General features: G+C 36.1%; 14 protein-coding genes. All 14 read left to right on the top strand.

Annotation, left to right across the window (positions count from 1 at the left end):
* The first annotated feature begins 51 nt into the window (after positions 1-51).
* Positions 52-2,607, top strand: a complete 2,556-nt coding sequence (locus HMPREF2876_RS01505; protein ID WP_070584012.1) for an SEC10/PgrA surface exclusion domain-containing protein — start codon at positions 52-54, stop codon at positions 2,605-2,607.
* Position 2,608: 1 nt separating this feature from the next.
* Positions 2,609-3,031: a single-stranded DNA-binding protein gene (locus tag HMPREF2876_RS01510; protein ID WP_003030094.1), complete on the top strand. Its 423-nt coding sequence runs from the start codon at positions 2,609-2,611 to the stop codon at positions 3,029-3,031.
* 261 nt (positions 3,032-3,292) lie between these two features.
* Entirely contained in the window at positions 3,293-3,556 is a 264-nt protein-coding gene (locus tag HMPREF2876_RS01515; protein ID WP_003030093.1) for a hypothetical protein, read from the top strand.
* On the top strand, positions 3,540-6,689 hold the full coding sequence (locus HMPREF2876_RS01520; RefSeq protein WP_024052228.1) for a VirD4-like conjugal transfer protein, CD1115 family: 3,150 nt from the start codon (positions 3,540-3,542) through the stop codon (positions 6,687-6,689). The genes HMPREF2876_RS01515 and HMPREF2876_RS01520 overlap by 17 nt, the downstream gene beginning before the upstream one ends.
* A 134-nt stretch (positions 6,690-6,823) precedes the next feature.
* Positions 6,824-7,306, top strand: coding sequence for a lipoprotein (locus HMPREF2876_RS01525; protein WP_070584014.1), 483 nt, complete (start codon positions 6,824-6,826; stop codon positions 7,304-7,306).
* A gap of 118 nt (positions 7,307-7,424) precedes the next feature.
* The gene (locus tag HMPREF2876_RS01530) at positions 7,425-9,470 is read left to right on the top strand and encodes a pLS20_p028 family conjugation system transmembrane protein (RefSeq protein ID WP_070584016.1); all 2,046 of its coding nucleotides are present in this window, start codon (positions 7,425-7,427) and stop codon (positions 9,468-9,470) included.
* A gap of 4 nt (positions 9,471-9,474) precedes the next feature.
* On the top strand, positions 9,475-9,756 hold the full coding sequence (locus HMPREF2876_RS01535; RefSeq protein WP_070584018.1) for a BRCT domain-containing protein: 282 nt from the start codon (positions 9,475-9,477) through the stop codon (positions 9,754-9,756).
* Positions 9,757-9,919: 163 nt separating this feature from the next.
* The gene (locus HMPREF2876_RS01540) at positions 9,920-10,228 is read left to right on the top strand and encodes a DUF5592 family protein (RefSeq protein ID WP_024052224.1); all 309 of its coding nucleotides are present in this window, start codon (positions 9,920-9,922) and stop codon (positions 10,226-10,228) included.
* Complete coding sequence (locus tag HMPREF2876_RS01545; protein ID WP_024052223.1) at positions 10,228-10,878, top strand: hypothetical protein; 651 nt, start codon at positions 10,228-10,230, stop codon at positions 10,876-10,878. The genes HMPREF2876_RS01540 and HMPREF2876_RS01545 overlap by 1 nt, the downstream gene beginning before the upstream one ends.
* Positions 10,879-10,889: 11 nt before the next feature.
* On the top strand, positions 10,890-12,839 hold the full coding sequence (locus HMPREF2876_RS01550) for a virulence factor (protein WP_070584020.1): 1,950 nt from the start codon (positions 10,890-10,892) through the stop codon (positions 12,837-12,839).
* Between the two features lie 16 nt (positions 12,840-12,855).
* Positions 12,856-13,413 carry a hypothetical protein gene (locus HMPREF2876_RS01555; protein ID WP_024052221.1) on the top strand — a complete coding sequence of 186 codons (558 nt, stop codon included), beginning with the start codon at positions 12,856-12,858 and terminating at the stop codon, positions 13,411-13,413.
* 19 nt (positions 13,414-13,432) lie between these two features.
* The gene (locus HMPREF2876_RS01560; protein WP_024052220.1) at positions 13,433-13,711 is read left to right on the top strand and encodes a hypothetical protein; all 279 of its coding nucleotides are present in this window, start codon (positions 13,433-13,435) and stop codon (positions 13,709-13,711) included.
* 15 nt (positions 13,712-13,726) lie between these two features.
* Complete coding sequence (locus HMPREF2876_RS01565) at positions 13,727-15,055, top strand: glucosaminidase domain-containing protein (protein ID WP_024052219.1); 1,329 nt, start codon at positions 13,727-13,729, stop codon at positions 15,053-15,055.
* Positions 15,056-15,078: 23 nt separating this feature from the next.
* Positions 15,079-15,663, top strand: coding sequence for a hypothetical protein (locus tag HMPREF2876_RS01570; RefSeq protein ID WP_070584026.1), 585 nt, complete (start codon positions 15,079-15,081; stop codon positions 15,661-15,663).
* Positions 15,664-15,780 lie beyond the last annotated feature (117 nt).

Consider the following 15,780-nt stretch of genomic DNA (forward strand, 5'->3'; position numbering starts at 1 on the left):
GTATGTCTTATAATGTAATTATAAATCATTTAAAAGGAGTCATAAGATATTATGAATAAAGTTAGTAAAACGTTGATGACAACAGTTGCGACTGTTGCCGTGGTAGGTGCAGGACAAGTGGTATATGCAGAAGACATGCAACCAAAAGAAATTAAAGGTACAGAAGCTGCTCAAACGAAAGCAGTTGTAACTAAAGAAGAAGTAACTCAATCTCAAGCAACTGTAGATACCGCAACTGCAGCAGTCGAAGCACAATCAAAATCAACTAATCAAGCACAAAAAGATGTGAGGACTGCTGAAAATACGGTCAAAACAGAAACAACGAATGTCGCTCAAGCTGAGAAAGTCGCTCAAGAAGCGACTCCAAAAAATGTGGCTAAAGCAGAAACTTCTGTTAAGGAAACGACTAATCAGGTAAGTCAAGCTGAAAATGCTGTATCTGCTAGTCAAACAGCCCAACAAACAGCTCAAAGTGAAGTGACTAAACAAACAGAAACGGTCGCTAAAGCACAAGAGACAGTTACTAAAAAACAAGCAGAAGTAACTCAAGTAGAAAAGAAAGTAGCCGAAAAACAAGCCATTTTAGATGGTACGGGTACTAAAGAAATTCTTGCTAAAGCTGAACAAACGCAAGCAAAAGTAAACGCTGATAAAGAAGCAGTTGCTAAGGCTCAGACAGATTTGGCTAAAGCAAAACAAGATGACCAGAAACGTACTTCCGATTTAGCTGAAGCAGAAAAAGTAGTAACTCAATCTCAAAAGGCGGTAACTACTTCCAAAGCTGATGTAGATCAAAAGGTTGCTATGGCAAACAAAACGGCAGAAGCTTTAGAAAAAGCAACAGCCGATTTGACAAAAGCTAATCAAGATGTTGAAGCTATCAACCAAATCAAATTGACTCAAGAATATATTGCCGCTTTAAGAGACTATGCTCAAAAAATCGCCACAGTTTCTCCAGCTGAAGAGAAAGCTATGACGGATAAATTAGTAGCTCTTGGAAAAGTATTAGCGAAACAAAATCGCTTTAAAGCGAATAAAAATGATAGTGAAGAGAAATTAGATTTGAACAATCTTTCAGAAGCAACGAGAGAAGAATTGTCCCTCTTTGCAGCAGATTTATTAAATCAAATTCATGCAGCTTTTGGTACATCAAAGGTTGAAGTGACAAAAGATGTAACTAAAATTATTAACGACCATGTTTCAACTTCTAAAACAAATGGCGTGAAAGGTCATGACACTGAACATCTTAATAAACTTCTAGCACAATACAATATTACTTCTTCAGAAACAGATGAAAATATTGGTTTGAATGGTGGTAGTGGTATTTATAGTGCGAAACAGTTTGTAACAAAAACGGAGTTGAAGCGCCTGATATATAATGCTGTTGTGAATATGATGTTCAATGCTTCTGAAGATTATGAAATTAATGAGAATAATGAATTCCTACATGCCTCAAGTATGGCAGGGTTGTTTGCCCCAGAAGCTAAAACTTCTTATCTTGGGGTAGGAACTTCTTACAAAGATGATTTTTGGCAGGTTGTTAATTTCTTGTTTGTACATGATAAAGCACTAACAAACAGTACCTTTAATCGTACAGCATTAGCTAATCCATTTGATAGCCAAGAATTATTGAATACTCAAAAAGAAGCTCAAAGTACTTATGATGTTGTAAAACAAGATGATGATCGTGCCCAAGCAGATAAGTCGAAAGCTGAAGCTGATTATAATAAAGCTACTGCTCATTTAACAGAAGCAACGGCACAATGTGACGCTATTAAAGCTATAGGACTGAAAACTCCTGCAGCTCAAACTCAATTGGATCAAGCACAAGCGACTTTAAAAGCGGATGAAGCTGAAAATAAAGTAGCCCAAGAAGCCGTTGCTCAATTGAATGCGGACGTGAAAGCTAAACAAGCAGCTTTAGCACAAGCAAAAGCTGAATTGACTCAACAACAGACAGAGCTCGACGAACTTAAAGGTAGTCTTTCTACTGAACAAAACAAATTAGCTACTAAGAAAGCTGATTTGGCTAAAGCACAGGCATTGGTTAGCCAACGTGAGAATGAGTTGGTTCAAGCTAAAGCACGTTTGATAGTGGCTCAAGAAAAAGTGCGTCAATTGAAAGATGCACCTGCACGTTTAGCACAAGCAAAACAAAACTTATTGACAGCTAAACAAACTTTAGCAGAAAAGAAAGGTTTGCTTGAGAAAGAAGAAGCAAAATTGCAAGTGTTAAAAGCAACTCAAACAGAAGTAGTTGCTCAACACGCTAAGCTTGTAAAAACATATCAGGCTCAATTGGAAGCAGAACGCTTGGCAAAATTAGCAGCACAAAAAGCAGCGATTGAACAAGCAGGCGGACAAGCAATTCCGGTTGTGGACGAAACAGGTAAAATTACAAGTTATGTGGACGGAAAGAAACAAGCTGTTACACCAACACTCACTCCAACCAAAACCAATCATAAACGAGTAACGGTCAACTATAATACTGTTTCTGCTAAACAGTTGCCTTCTACAGGGGAAGTTACCTCTTGGTTAGGAATTATCGGAGGAGCTGTTCTCTCAGTTCTTAGTTTTGCAGGTCATAAAAGAAAAGAGGTAGAATAATATGCAAGAGTTTATTGCTTATGGGCGAGTATCAAGCATTCCAAATGGTGCTTATGGTAAAACAGCTAAAGGTACTTCATTTTTTAAATTTGATTTTGTCTGTCATTCTAGTCAATTGGATAAAGATGGTAAACCGATTCCAAGTTTCTTTCATGTTCAAGTTTATGGGAAACAGGCTGATGTAATGTATGATAGTCTTTCAGTAGGTTCTCCAATTTTACTGAAAGGAGAAATTGTTCAAAATACTTACAAAAACGATCAAGGACAAAATCGAACTTACCAATACATTGCTCCATCGCTTCAAAATGGAATTACCTTCTTGGAAAGTAAAGAAGCAGCTATGCAACGTAAACAGGTTCAAGCTGGCAAAGCTTCTCATATTCCAGATGATCCAATTCCAATGGACGTAGATAGCCCATTCTAATCATTTCCAAACTAAAAAAGTTTTTAACACACAGGAATAAATTCTTGTGTGTTATTTTTGTATAAATGAGGTGCTGAGATAGGCATTCTAAGGCTTTGTTTATAATTTTTATGAAGAATGATTCACGAAAAATGCTTAAAATGGAATGTCAAATCACATATAAAGCTATTTAGTATTATATGTAATTTTTGATTTGTCCCATTAACACAAAAAAATTTTTTATTTTTTAAAATAGAAAGAAAATAGTAGAAAGGAAACGGAATGATGATGAAAGCTGAAGTCAATTCTGATGAATTACTAGCCGATTCTATTCAAATAGATAATTATTTGAAACAGAAGAAGAAATATTGTAGTGCCATTTTTCTTCAGGATATGAAGAAAGAATTTTCTAGCTACTTACGGCGATATAATCAAGCATCTCCTAGTTTACAATTTAGAATTTTTCTCTTTACAGCCGTTTATGGTCAAAAAATTAAGAGAGCATTAGATGAAAGTGAGGAGGTAAGTTATGTTGAGTGTGCTTGAAATGATAGTCTATACTCTCATTCAACTGGCAAAAGTGAATCTAGTGAATTTTCTTTTGTTCATAAGTGTAGGAATCTATGTTTTTTATAAAGGTTTTCGCTTAGTTATCCCTTTTTGGGGTCGAGGGCTTCAAAGAATAAAGAATGTATTTGAACATCGAGAGGAGATAAAAAATCGCTTCAAAAAATGGAAAAAAGAACAGGAGAAGATTTGGAAAGGTCAGAAGAAAATCTCCTGGAAGCAAGTTCAGAATGCTTTAAAAAAGAATTTATGGGGGACTATCAAGCAGAGTGTTTTATATTTGTTGTCATTTATTTTTCTAGTTGCTGGTAATCTGATTTTCCGTTTGTTTTATCATTTACCTTTTGTAAAGCAAGAGCGGAAACGATTTAACAAAGAAATGAAACCCATTCTGTATTTCAAGAATTATCGTAGCATGATTCTCATGGGATTGGGTTTTAGCTTGATTGCCCTTGTCTTGACAAATTACTTTGTGACGGTTATTCGAGCGGGACTACACTATTTATATTTACTCATTTCAAGCAGAAGTTTGGAAGCGAGCTTTGATATGAATAGTTTGTTAGTGAGAAATCTGTTCAATATTCGGGTTTATACGCTTGCTCCTATCTTAGCAATTCCTTTATTTCTGATTGGCGAATTACTTGCTTGGAAGTCTGCCTGGATCAACTTTGAGCAATATCGGGATTATAATGGGAATGAAAAAGGGGATGATCGCTTTGCGACTGAAAAAGAAGTTTATAAACAGTATAAGAAGATCCCGAATAAACAAAAGACATATCCAGGAAACGGTGGTTTTCCAGTTTTACATGAAACAAGAAATAATCTGGCCGGGTGGACATTGCGAACACAAATGATATACCAAAATAGACGGTTTAGTCGTTATCTGACGAATGCGGAAAAGATTTTAGGACTGCTTTCCATTCCTTCAGGCGACTATTATATTGAAGATGATACCATTAGTACTCTAGGTATTGGGATGACTCGTTCCGGTAAAGGGGAGGGAGTGATTGCACCAACCATTGACATCAATAGTCGAGCGGAAATCCAGCCTTCAATGATTATTGGGGATCCTAAAGGGGAACACTATCAGTCTTCTTATAAAACGATGCGTAAACGAGGCTATGCGGTTGAAGTTTTAAATTATCAAGAAATGGACTTTTCCATGAGCTTTAATCCTCTAGCATTAGCTGTAGAAGCCGCTAAAAAAGGCTATTATGAAATGGCTCAAACTCGTGTGAATGCGACCGCTCAAATGATTTATCCTAAAACAAAGGGTGGAGAGCAAGGCAATGCAGAATATTTCCGAAAATCCTCTGTGTCGCTCTTCAACGCTTTGACAATGGCGTTAATGGATCGGGCTCATGAAACAGCTCAAAATGGAGAAGCAGATGCCTGGGACACAATCACTATTCCAAATGTCGCAAAATTCCTGAATGAATTAGGTTCTGAAGAAGTTTTTGTCAATTCTCAAAATGAAATTGTAGAAAATCCAGAACAAGGGGATTTAGTTACCAAAAAGTCTAAGATTACAGTTTATTTTGATAATCTGAGAATGGTTAATCGAAAACAATTCTCTAAATTCAGAGCAATGGCAGACAATGAATTTCGAGCCTCTGCTTTTGGTGGAGATGAAACAAGAGGAAATATTTACTCTAGCATGATTACGGGATTGAATCTCTTCTTGCAAGATAATGTGGCAAAGATGACTTCCAAAAATTCCATTGATATGGCTTCAGTTGGTTTTCCACGTCGTTTATCCATCAAATTCCGTTCTAGTACAAGTGAGAGCTTAGAAAATACATTTGCCTATCAAACTGCTAAAGTGACGATTCTAAGTATCAAAAAATGGGGATTGAAGACGCAAGAAATTGTTCATGTCAAAGAACAAACAGCTCTTGTAGATGGTCACGGATATTTGAATTTTGTGATTGAGCCAAAATTACCAGATGAATTTCAAATCATTATTGACTTTGATTATGAAAACAATACGAATGTTTGGGTTAGAAACCAACGCTTCACTCTTGCAGCTGAAAAAGTATACCAAAAACGTGGCAAAATCATTCAACTGGATCGCTATAGCAAGAAGAAAGTTTTAGATCATGTAGCAATTGTCTCCATTGATAAGCCAGATGGCACTTTGTTAGAAAAAGAAGATATTGAACTTATTTATTCGGATCAGCCAAAGGTGATTTATCTCGTCACCCCTCCTCATCGATCAGAATACAATGCACTGGTTTCTATGTTTTTGGGTCAACTATTCAATGTCAATTATGAGCTGGCTCTTTCAAATGGCGGAAAATGTGTCAACCGGATTTTGCATGTCCTAGACGAGTTTACTAACCTTCCAGCCATTCCTGCAATGGCAACTAAAATCTCCATTGGTTTGGGTCAAAATATTTTGTATTATATGTGGATTCAAAACTTAGAACAGTTAGTTGATGTTTACGGAAAAGAAGTGGCAGAAACGATTAAGAATAACTGTGCTATTCACATGTATATTAAAACGAGCTCTAGTGATACCAATAAAGCCTTTAGCCAAGATTTGGGAACACGAACGATTACGATTCGCAGTAAGTCTGCCAATATCATTGATGAGGCAAATCCAAATGTTTCCTATCGAACTGAGAACCAACCTCTTCTTACACCTACGCAACTGGCTAAGTTGCAAGAAGGAGAAGTTGTTATTTTCCGGTATATCAAAAATCGGGATAAGACTGGTTATAAAACAACTGCAGATCCTATTTTTGCACATGATAAAACTGCTTTTCCTTATCGTTATATGTTCCTTCAGGAAGAATTTGACCGTAGCTTGAAACTAGCTGATATTCCAGTTGATTGTCCTCATCGAGGGTTAGATCTGCAAGAAATTGCCGTAGATGCTTCAACAGCTTTAAATAATCTAATTGATTGGCGAGAACGCTTGAACAGTCGAATTGGTGCTGGTGAAGTCAATCCAAAACTAGCTACTCGCTATAGAAAGAAACCGACTATCACTCAAAAAGTCTATTCAACTGAAGAAGAACTCTATCATGCTTTAGCTCAAGAAACGATTTTTGGAGATGAAGACTACAACAATGATTATTCAGATTTATTTGTGGATGATGTTTCTTAGCCTTGTCTATCTTATATAGTAAATTGTGTAAATAATTATATAATATAATACATAAAAAGATATTTAACTATTGAAATAACTCAATCATTCTGTTATAATGAACATGTATAGGAATTATAGAGGGAGAAAAACACATGAAGAAGAAATCGTTGTTTAGCCTGCTTACTTTAATCGTCATGTTAGTGGTATTAGCTGCTTGTGGGTCTAAAGTAAATAAAAATGGTGTACCAAATATTCTGAAGGATAAATATACTGGGTATTCTAAATTATCAGGATATGAATATCCTTTTATAGCTGGTGGGGATCAGTTAATTTTTGATAAGAAAGAAAATAGTATTACTAACAGCAAAGGTGATAAAACTTATTTTTCTGTAATTCCTGAAAAAGATCTTCCGCCAGCAACTAAAGGCGTGGTTACTAGCTTAAAATCTGAATTAAAAGATACTGAAAATTTCACAATTATTATTAGCAGAGAAAAACATCCTACTAAGAAACAGGCAGAAGCAACCTATCAAATTGCTTTATCAGCTGGGGGTAAGAAAATTCGTGTAATTGAATTGCGAAGAGATTATGCAGCTGAAGGTGGTTATTATGATTTTAGTGGTGAATCTGAATAGAGTAAAAAGTCTCAATTGAGACTTTTTCTTTTGCTCTTTTTCTGAAATGTCCCATTAACACAAAGAAAACTATTATCCTTTAAAGTAAAGATACTTTTAAAGAAAGAAGGTATCTTTATTGAATTATCAAACATATTCAGATTTAGTAAAAGATCTAAGTAAAGATTTTTTTGATATGAATGGACCCACAAATGGAAATATTACTGGAGATAATGCTACTAAATTTGCTCAATTCTATAATTACTGGGGAAATTATCTAGATCCGACTCCAGCTTTCCTGACTTATTTTATGGCTATTCCAGGAGGAATTGGAAAAGCCTTATACCAAATAACCGCTAGCTTAGAACATGTTTTTAACAATATGTTTAAGCTCTTTGGTCTCTTTGGCTATTTAGGTGATCAGAAAACCATTATCGGACAATTCTTTTATTGGTTTCAAATTGTAGGAGTCACGATTTTCACATTGCTTTTAGTGGCAAGTGCTATCACAGGTGTCTTCACAAAGCCGACAAAGTACAAGAATGTGATTGTTAATTTTCTGTTGGTTACTTTTGTTACCTCGGTTATGCCTCTATCTCTTACAACGATTGCGACTGCTCTAGCACAAGATGCTCAAACGATTCAAACGATTTCGGGAGATAAGGGGACAGAATATTCCTCTCTTGCTATTCAACCTATGAAAAATAATGTGGTAGATTTAAAAGTTTTAGTTGATCATGATTTTAATACAGAATTATTCCCAATGGATGATTATGGTTATATTAAACCCGTCAAAGCAGGATCTACAGCACTAAATAAGATTACAGATAGTAAGGACAAGCGAGATACACCAGATTTTGCGACTAAAATTGATTTTGCTGCAAAATACGGAGCATCTAATGAGGAACAACTTAAATATTGGGAAAAGAAAAAAGCAGGAATTAAAGGTCTCTTTTTACATAAGTTAAATTCTAATCATGATGGTGTGGAAACTATCACGACACATAGAATTGTTGATGGATTAAATGCTTTTGAAGCAGTATATCTTCGCTATAAAGTCAACTGGATTGGCATGTTTATGCAGTATATTATTTTGATTGTTTTGCTGATGAGTATGTCTATCAAGTTTGTCAAATCGGTCTTTGATATTATCATGGAAGCTGTTATTTCCCCAATTCAAGGCTATACTTCCCTTTCTTCTAGCAAGAAGTACAAGGAACTCCTACGAACGATAGGAGGGGCATTTGCTGGTATTATATTTGAAGTGGTTATTATGCGAATGACCTTAGAAATTTGTCGAGATTTACCAACTTTATCCGTGACCGCTATCACAAAACTTTCCGGTGGATTCTACGATGGATTGAACATGTGGGAACAATGTCTGGCTGCAAGCATTGTTTATATTGGTGTCTTCTTGGCAGCTATGCAGGGAGTGACCATGATTGAACGTTGGCTAGGTGTCTCAACAGGACATAGCGAGACAGCTCAACAACTGCTCGGTGCAATGATGATGGGGAATGCCTTTGCGACAGGTGCTGGTGCGATTGGTAAAGGTGGTTTCGCATTGGCACAAGGCGCTGGAAATATGGCAATGAAAACACCTGGAGCAGTTAAGAACGCAAGTAAACATGTTGGAAATAGCCTTGCTACAACAGGTGGAGGTATTCAAGGTATTTTTAATGCAGTCAAAGACCAAGGAATAGGAAATACCGTAAAAGGTGGGATCAGTAATGCGGTTGATTTAGCGGAAGTGATGGGGCAAAAAGCAGCGGATTATGCTGGAGGTGTCATGGATAACCTGGATGATAAAGCCCAAACAGGATTATATTCAACTTACAATGCTTTGAAGAATGATGATATTCCGGATCAAGCTCGTTTTAGATCTGGTGATAATAACGAACCTGAATATACCTTGAATCCTTCAGGCATGTATGGCGGAGAACCACTTTTTGAGGATCCTTCCATGGCAGACGGTGGAGTTAGTGATCCAACTAATCCAGTTGCTTCCCAAGCTCCAAAAACACCATCTTCTAAACAAAATTCACCTTCTTCAGCTAGAAATAATTTGAATCAATCCCTTTATCAAATGAATCGAATGCAACAACAAGCTCAACAAGCCGGTCAATATATGCAAGGACAGAGTCATATAAAGGGAGCTGAAATAGAAGATGAGGAAGATAGGTGATAACATGAAGCTTTCTGATAAAAAGATTGTGATTACAGGGAGTTTAAGACCGATGACAAGAGAAGAAGTTATTCTTTTCTTAAAGGAGCAGGGAGCTACGGTACAAGGGTTTATATCAGATCAAACCGATATTCTCATCGTTGGTCATAAGCAGTTGGATCTCTTTCAAATAGATAAGCGTTCCAAAAAGCATGAGGCTGCTCTTTCTCGAATTGCAGAAGGACAAACTATTACGCTTTTATCTGAAGAAGAATTCTTTCAGATCGTTAAGAAGTCTCAATTATGAGGCTTCTTTTTTCGCTGAAATGTTTAATAAATTAAATAACTAATTATCTAATTTATTAAGTGATAGGATAAACTGATTCTGAAATGTCCCATTAAAAACAAAAAAATCATTATCCTTTATACTGCTCTTATCATGATGGAATAGTTAGAAAGGAAAAAGAACTATGAATGAAAAATATGGTATCCCCAGAGACATTAAAGCTCGAATGAAAATGATTGGTTTGTTTATGGCAGACATTAGTTTTGTTGGCTTATCAGGAATCATTGCTTTACGATATGCGACCAAAATTTTTCCTACTGAACAATGGTTTCAAATGATTCTATTTATTGTATTAAGTATGCTGCTGTCTTTGTATCTTGTGTTTCCAGCTAATGGCGGCAAGAAAAATTGGAATACACTTTATCTATTCTTCCGCCGGCGGAGAAGACGATATATTAGTTTAGATTACCAAAAAAGAACAGGAGAAAGATAATGGCGATTCAACGACAAGCAGCGTCTATTCAAGAAAAGCAACCGTTAGGAGGGGCGCATAGAAGTAAAAAAGAATACAAACAAGAATATTTTGATATTCATTCTTGTATTGATTTGCTAGATGTTAAAGCGATTATGAAGAATCCACAGGAGTACATTAAACTAGTGGACTTTGGTTATCTTCAATTTATGGAAATACCTGGAAAAGACTTAGGCTCTTTAAGTTATATTGAAGTAAATCGAACCATCCAAAATTTTGAAAAGTGGTTATCTGAGTTTAATACAGATATTCAATTTGAAGTAACGACTCTTCCTACCAATACTGATGCACAACGGATGCATCAACGTCACTGGCTCAGTAAGGTAAGGCAAGAAAAGAGTCAGTTATCTCCGAATTCTAAGCGCTACTTACAATTAGAAGATCGAGAAAAACTACTACAGGAACAAATTCAGGTAGAAGAAAGTATTCAAAAAGAAATCTATAACACAGAGTTTATTTTGTGGCTATTTGCTTCAACAACTAGTGAATTAGATGAGTTAGTTCGTAAAGCCAAAAGCTACGGAAATAATGATTTTGTGCCTCAGGAGATCACTCACCTGAAAAAGGTTCAAATTATTACACAATATAACAATATGAATGAAAAATTGTAAGGAGGATTTTCATGCCAAAGATTTCAAAACGGAAACAACGAAAGTTACAAGCTGATGGCTATGACTTGGAATTTATCAGTCAAGTGCAACCTCAAGGAAATATTGACTTCAAAAAGCATGACCGCTATTGGGTAAGTGGAGATGGTTGTCATACTGTCCTTCATTATTACGAATATCCTTCAGAGGATTTAGATCAATTTTGGTTGACAGATTTAATGCAAATTTCTGGAACTCGTTCTTTTCTTTCTCTTTATCGAGAAAACAATACAGAGCTTAAAAAAGATATAACGGATTCGATTGAAGAAAAGTCAACTCGAATCACGGGGAATAGCAAACTAACAGATAACCAGCAAGAATTAGATGAAATCCGAGATTTACAACAGCTGAATCGTGAGATTACTAAGAAAAATATAGCGATGTTAGGAATGTATGTTCGTGTCTTTGCTTCAGCTACTACAAAGGAAGAACTCTTTAAAAAAGTAGAGGAAATTAAAGATAAAACCTCAAATTATAAATCAACGATTTTATCAGGAGAATTAGACTTTGAATATCATTCTCCCTTTATTCCTGCTAAATATCAAGTTGACTTGCCAAATAATCGAAAAGGGAGATCCGTTAGAGCCCACGATTTAGCTGGTGGTTACTTCTTCAACCATACCAAGTTAGAAGACCAAAGAGGTTTTTATCTAGGCTGGACTCCTACGAAAGGAGCTGTCAACTTTAACTTTCTTGAGAGAAATGAAAAGCGGACTCGTTCCTTTATGATTCTGTCCGGAAATCCTAAAATGGGGCAAAAATCCTTTTTATTGAAGCATACAGACGGCTTGTATGCAAAAGGCAATTATATCCGAAATTTTGATGCGAATGGGACGTTTACAGAATTAACTCAAAAACAACATGGCTTAATTTTAGATTTATCAGGAGAAGTCAATCGTATTAACATTTTCCAGATTTTCCCGACTGCTACCAATGCAGAGGGGACAGAAGTGGATGAACAACAATCCTATAAACTGCATATTGAAAAGTTGAAAAATATCCTGAAGTTATTGAACGATCAAGTCACAGGAGATGATCTCATTACTTTCGGAAAAATTTTAAATGAGTTTTACATTGCAGAAAACTTATGGTTTGTGAATCCAACTATACATAAAGACGAACTAAGAGCTACGCAGTTAGAGAATGAAGATTATCCAATTCTATCCGATTTTCTTCTCTATTTGGATGACTACAAACGCCGATTAACTCAAAAGAGACAAAAAGATGAAGAAGAACTGAAATCCGTCAAACGCATTTATAATACGTTTAATGAGATAATGACATCTAACACTTCCATGTTTGAAGGCATAACGGAGTTTCAGGATATTTCAACTGAGCAAGTTGTAACGTTTGATTTATCAGGATTGAAAAATATGCCGAACTTATTAAATGTTCAAATCTTTTCTGTTTTGTCTCTTGTATCAGCGGACATTGTCAATAATGGTAAACGCTGCAAGCGGCTCTTAAAAGAAAATCCTAAGTTATCTGAAATGGATTTAGAACACTATATCGTTAATATTAGTGAGGCACAAACTCTCATCAATCCACGCTATGAAACAAGTGTTAAATTATTAGCAGATGTCATTGATTCGATGGGAGAGAACTTTGCAGGAGTTGTCCTTTCCGTAAATTCATTACAAGGTATTCTTTTTGAAGCAGGTTCTGGAAATCATAAAGATCCGTATGTAATTGCTGTAAAACGCATTTTTGAGCTGATGCAATACCGTGTCTTTGCACAAACAGATGAAACAAGCGTACCATTACTTGCCAATGCTTTAACGAGCTCTATGAATCAGTCGGAATTAGAAACGCTCCCCCGACTTAGTAAGGGACAATTATTCATGAATATTGCAGGAGTTGGGAACCTGGTATTCAACCAGCAGTTGCTTCAGTCAGAAGTTCAACGCTATGGTGGGATTCAATAACAAATGAGGAAATGAAATGGATATTGTTGATATTTATATGGAATGTGGAGACTTTCATAAAGCAGTTGAACGTTCTGGTCTTCCTATTCACGTGGCTCATCTAAAATTATTACAAAGTGGTTGTCTAAAAATCCAAGATAAGATTCAATACGGTTCACGAACCGCTAAGCTTGGTGGTATGGCTGAAGAATTATTTCAGAAGTATGTTCCAGATGCAGTAGATGCGAATAAGTATTTCAAGAAAAATAATCCGGTCTATGACTTTTGGTTCGATGGATTGACAATTGATGTGAAATATAGTTCGTTGCACAAAAATAAAAATGGCAGCTCGACATATTGGCAGTTTAGGACTAAAGGGGAGCAAGATTTTATTGTGGCTTTTTTAGAAAAAGAATGTGGTTTAGAATTGCAAGACCCGATTATCTTATTAGTCCCCATGCAATTTTTAGATGAACAAAAAGAGCTTCACATCTCACAATCCGGTCCCTGGTTAAAAGAATTTCAAATTGAGCCTGAGGAATTGTATAGCTTTTTAAAGGAATATGCAAGTTTGAGAAAAGAAGGATTGTTTTAAAAAATAATAGAAGGGATAAATGAAAATGCCTAAAAATATACAAGAGGACAAATCAGAAAAACTGGGTTTCTTTGCTCGTAGAAAAAGAGCGATTGATCACTATGTAGCTGTTCGGAAAGAAAGATCAAAGGAAGTGAGAGATTATTTTGCTTCCGAAGGAGAGTCTGATCCCGAACGATTAGCAGCCCAACGAGAACGAGACAAAGTCTTTGTACAAGGGTTAAAGAAGATTGGAATCGGAGTCATTCTTTTTCTTGTTTTTTACGCTATTTTAAGAACAATCTTAGGGCTTTGGTAGAACAGAGGTGAGGAATTGAAAAAGTGGTTCAATTTTAAAATTGTTCTTTTTCTTGGCTCTATCATTACATCTATTGTGGTCTTTCTGATGCTGCTGACAAGTATTTTGGGAGCTATATCCAGTAAGCAGGATGACTGTTCTACTACTGAAACAACCATTACTTCCAGTCCAACAAGTTCAGGAAATGCCTCTATTGATTCTTTTGTAAAGGAACATGAGAATGCTTATATAGAATCATGGAGAGTTGGGGGCTTCTTACCTTCGGCTTCCATTGCTCAAACAATGGCTGAAACTTCTTTTTCTATGAATGTGCCTTCTTTCGCTTCAGCGCACAATATGGGCGGTGTCAAATGGACTTCAGCGGCAACTTATCCCAAGACTATTGAATTATTTGGCTCTAATGCTGTTTCAGGTAGTGGTTCAGGAACGACTGTTGGAGATAATACTGGTGGTGGTTATACTTGGTTTAAAGATTTTGATGTTGGAATTGTTGGAAAAGCAGAGTTCATGAGTCGTCAAAGCCTTTACAAGGCAGCTATCAATAACACAGATGGAGTTGGGACATTAAATGCAATTGCAGATGGTGGCTGGGCGACTGATCCAAATTATAAGACAACTCTTAATCAAATTTATCAGAATTTAGGAAGTAAATACAAATGGTTAGATGAAAAAGCCATTTCAAAATACGGGCAAAAACCTGTAAACTTAACTGAATCCTCTACCAATACATCTAATTCGTCATCAACCTCTATTTTTTCAGCTGAAGAAGAAAATCCCTGTGAAGATTCTTCAGACAGTGGAAGTGTAGCTGACGGAACGGGAACAGTCCCAGCTGATGCAACCGCTTGGGGTTATCAGCCAGACAATCTACCAGCTAGCTTAAAGCCTTACATTATTGATCCTAAAAGTCTTGGAATGAACTACGGAGGAACGCAAGGCTGGAATTTAACAGGCAGTGGTCCATCCTTAGATGGTCAATGTGTAAATTTAACGATCAGTATGGCAAATAGCATGTACGGACATTCTGGAAATGTTTTAGGAAATGGGGTTGATCAAGCAGGTGCTTGGGCAAGGATATTTGGAAATTCGGTCAAGAAAAAACCAAAAAAAGGTGCAATCTTTTCTAATTCCTCTATTCCCCAATACGGGCATACAGGAATTGTCTGCCATGTCTTCCAAGATGGATCGGTCTTGATTTGTGAGCAGAATACCCCAATAAGCGGTTGGGATTCTTATCATAAGGCTTATACATGGAATTATCGAATTGTCCGCCCAGAAACACAAAAGGCAGAACAATGGACGTTTGCATATCCGGATAACAAAGCGCCAAAATTGACAAAATAATGTATAAAAAGAAGAGGAAGTTTATGTTAGAAAAATCAAAAGAACATTGGGTTTGGGTGATATTAGTTTTATTACTTCTTTTCTTTGCAGGGCTACGAATTGTACAAGTCTCTCATTCTTCACGAAAAGAGCCGAAAACAACACAATCTAGCTCTTCCTCTAAGACGAAGAATTCTTCGACATTAGAGGAGGAAACACCCGATCAACGCAATTATCGTAAAGCAAAATTAAAGCTAGAGCATCCTTATACAGAAGCCTCTCAAGAAGCAAAACAATCAGTGATTGAATCTGTTAATGCTGCAGTAGATGCTATTATCAAAGCTAAGAGTTTATCAGAAGTGAAGGCAACCTATGAGAATCATTTAGCTATGAGTCAAGGTGGAATGATTCAAACTTTTGCGATGGCTATATTAGTAAATCGGTATCAATATCAGTCTTCTCAGTTAGAGGTCATGAAATCGGATAATGATGATGTTGTTCAAGTCATTATTCCTTTAGTTAAAGAAGGAGAAGAGAAATGCTACTTTATCGCAAATTTTAATACAACTGTTAAGCAGATACAATTAACATCTTATATCGGTGGACGTATTGGAGGAACTTACGGGTAAAATAGTTTATAAAGATAAATGATAAGAATTTTAAGTAAATACATAAAAAGTTATTTAATTTTTTATGTATTTTTTCTTGACAAAGTAGTTGAATGTGATATAATAAATATAAAGTTA

It is taken from the genome of Streptococcus sp. HMSC073A12, from assembly GCF_001812815.1.
Lineage (GTDB): Bacteria > Bacillota > Bacilli > Lactobacillales > Streptococcaceae > Streptococcus > Streptococcus vaginalis.

Coding starts and splice junctions, on each gene's coding strand:
- HMPREF2876_RS01525 (WP_070584014.1), top strand. CDS start 6,824: ATGAAGAAGAAATCGTTGTTTAGCCTGCTTACTTTAATCGTCATGTTA.
- HMPREF2876_RS01570 (WP_070584026.1), top strand. CDS start 15,079: ATGTTAGAAAAATCAAAAGAACATTGGGTTTGGGTGATATTAGTTTTA.
- HMPREF2876_RS01540 (WP_024052224.1), top strand. CDS start 9,920: ATGAATGAAAAATATGGTATCCCCAGAGACATTAAAGCTCGAATGAAA.
- HMPREF2876_RS01555 (WP_024052221.1), top strand. CDS start 12,856: ATGGATATTGTTGATATTTATATGGAATGTGGAGACTTTCATAAAGCA.
- HMPREF2876_RS01535 (WP_070584018.1), top strand. CDS start 9,475: ATGAAGCTTTCTGATAAAAAGATTGTGATTACAGGGAGTTTAAGACCG.
- HMPREF2876_RS01510 (WP_003030094.1), top strand. CDS start 2,609: ATGCAAGAGTTTATTGCTTATGGGCGAGTATCAAGCATTCCAAATGGT.
- HMPREF2876_RS01520 (WP_024052228.1), top strand. CDS start 3,540: ATGTTGAGTGTGCTTGAAATGATAGTCTATACTCTCATTCAACTGGCA.
- HMPREF2876_RS01545 (WP_024052223.1), top strand. CDS start 10,228: ATGGCGATTCAACGACAAGCAGCGTCTATTCAAGAAAAGCAACCGTTA.
- HMPREF2876_RS01550 (WP_070584020.1), top strand. CDS start 10,890: ATGCCAAAGATTTCAAAACGGAAACAACGAAAGTTACAAGCTGATGGC.
- HMPREF2876_RS01505 (WP_070584012.1), top strand. CDS start 52: ATGAATAAAGTTAGTAAAACGTTGATGACAACAGTTGCGACTGTTGCC.
- HMPREF2876_RS01515 (WP_003030093.1), top strand. CDS start 3,293: ATGATGATGAAAGCTGAAGTCAATTCTGATGAATTACTAGCCGATTCT.
- HMPREF2876_RS01560 (WP_024052220.1), top strand. CDS start 13,433: ATGAAAATGCCTAAAAATATACAAGAGGACAAATCAGAAAAACTGGGT.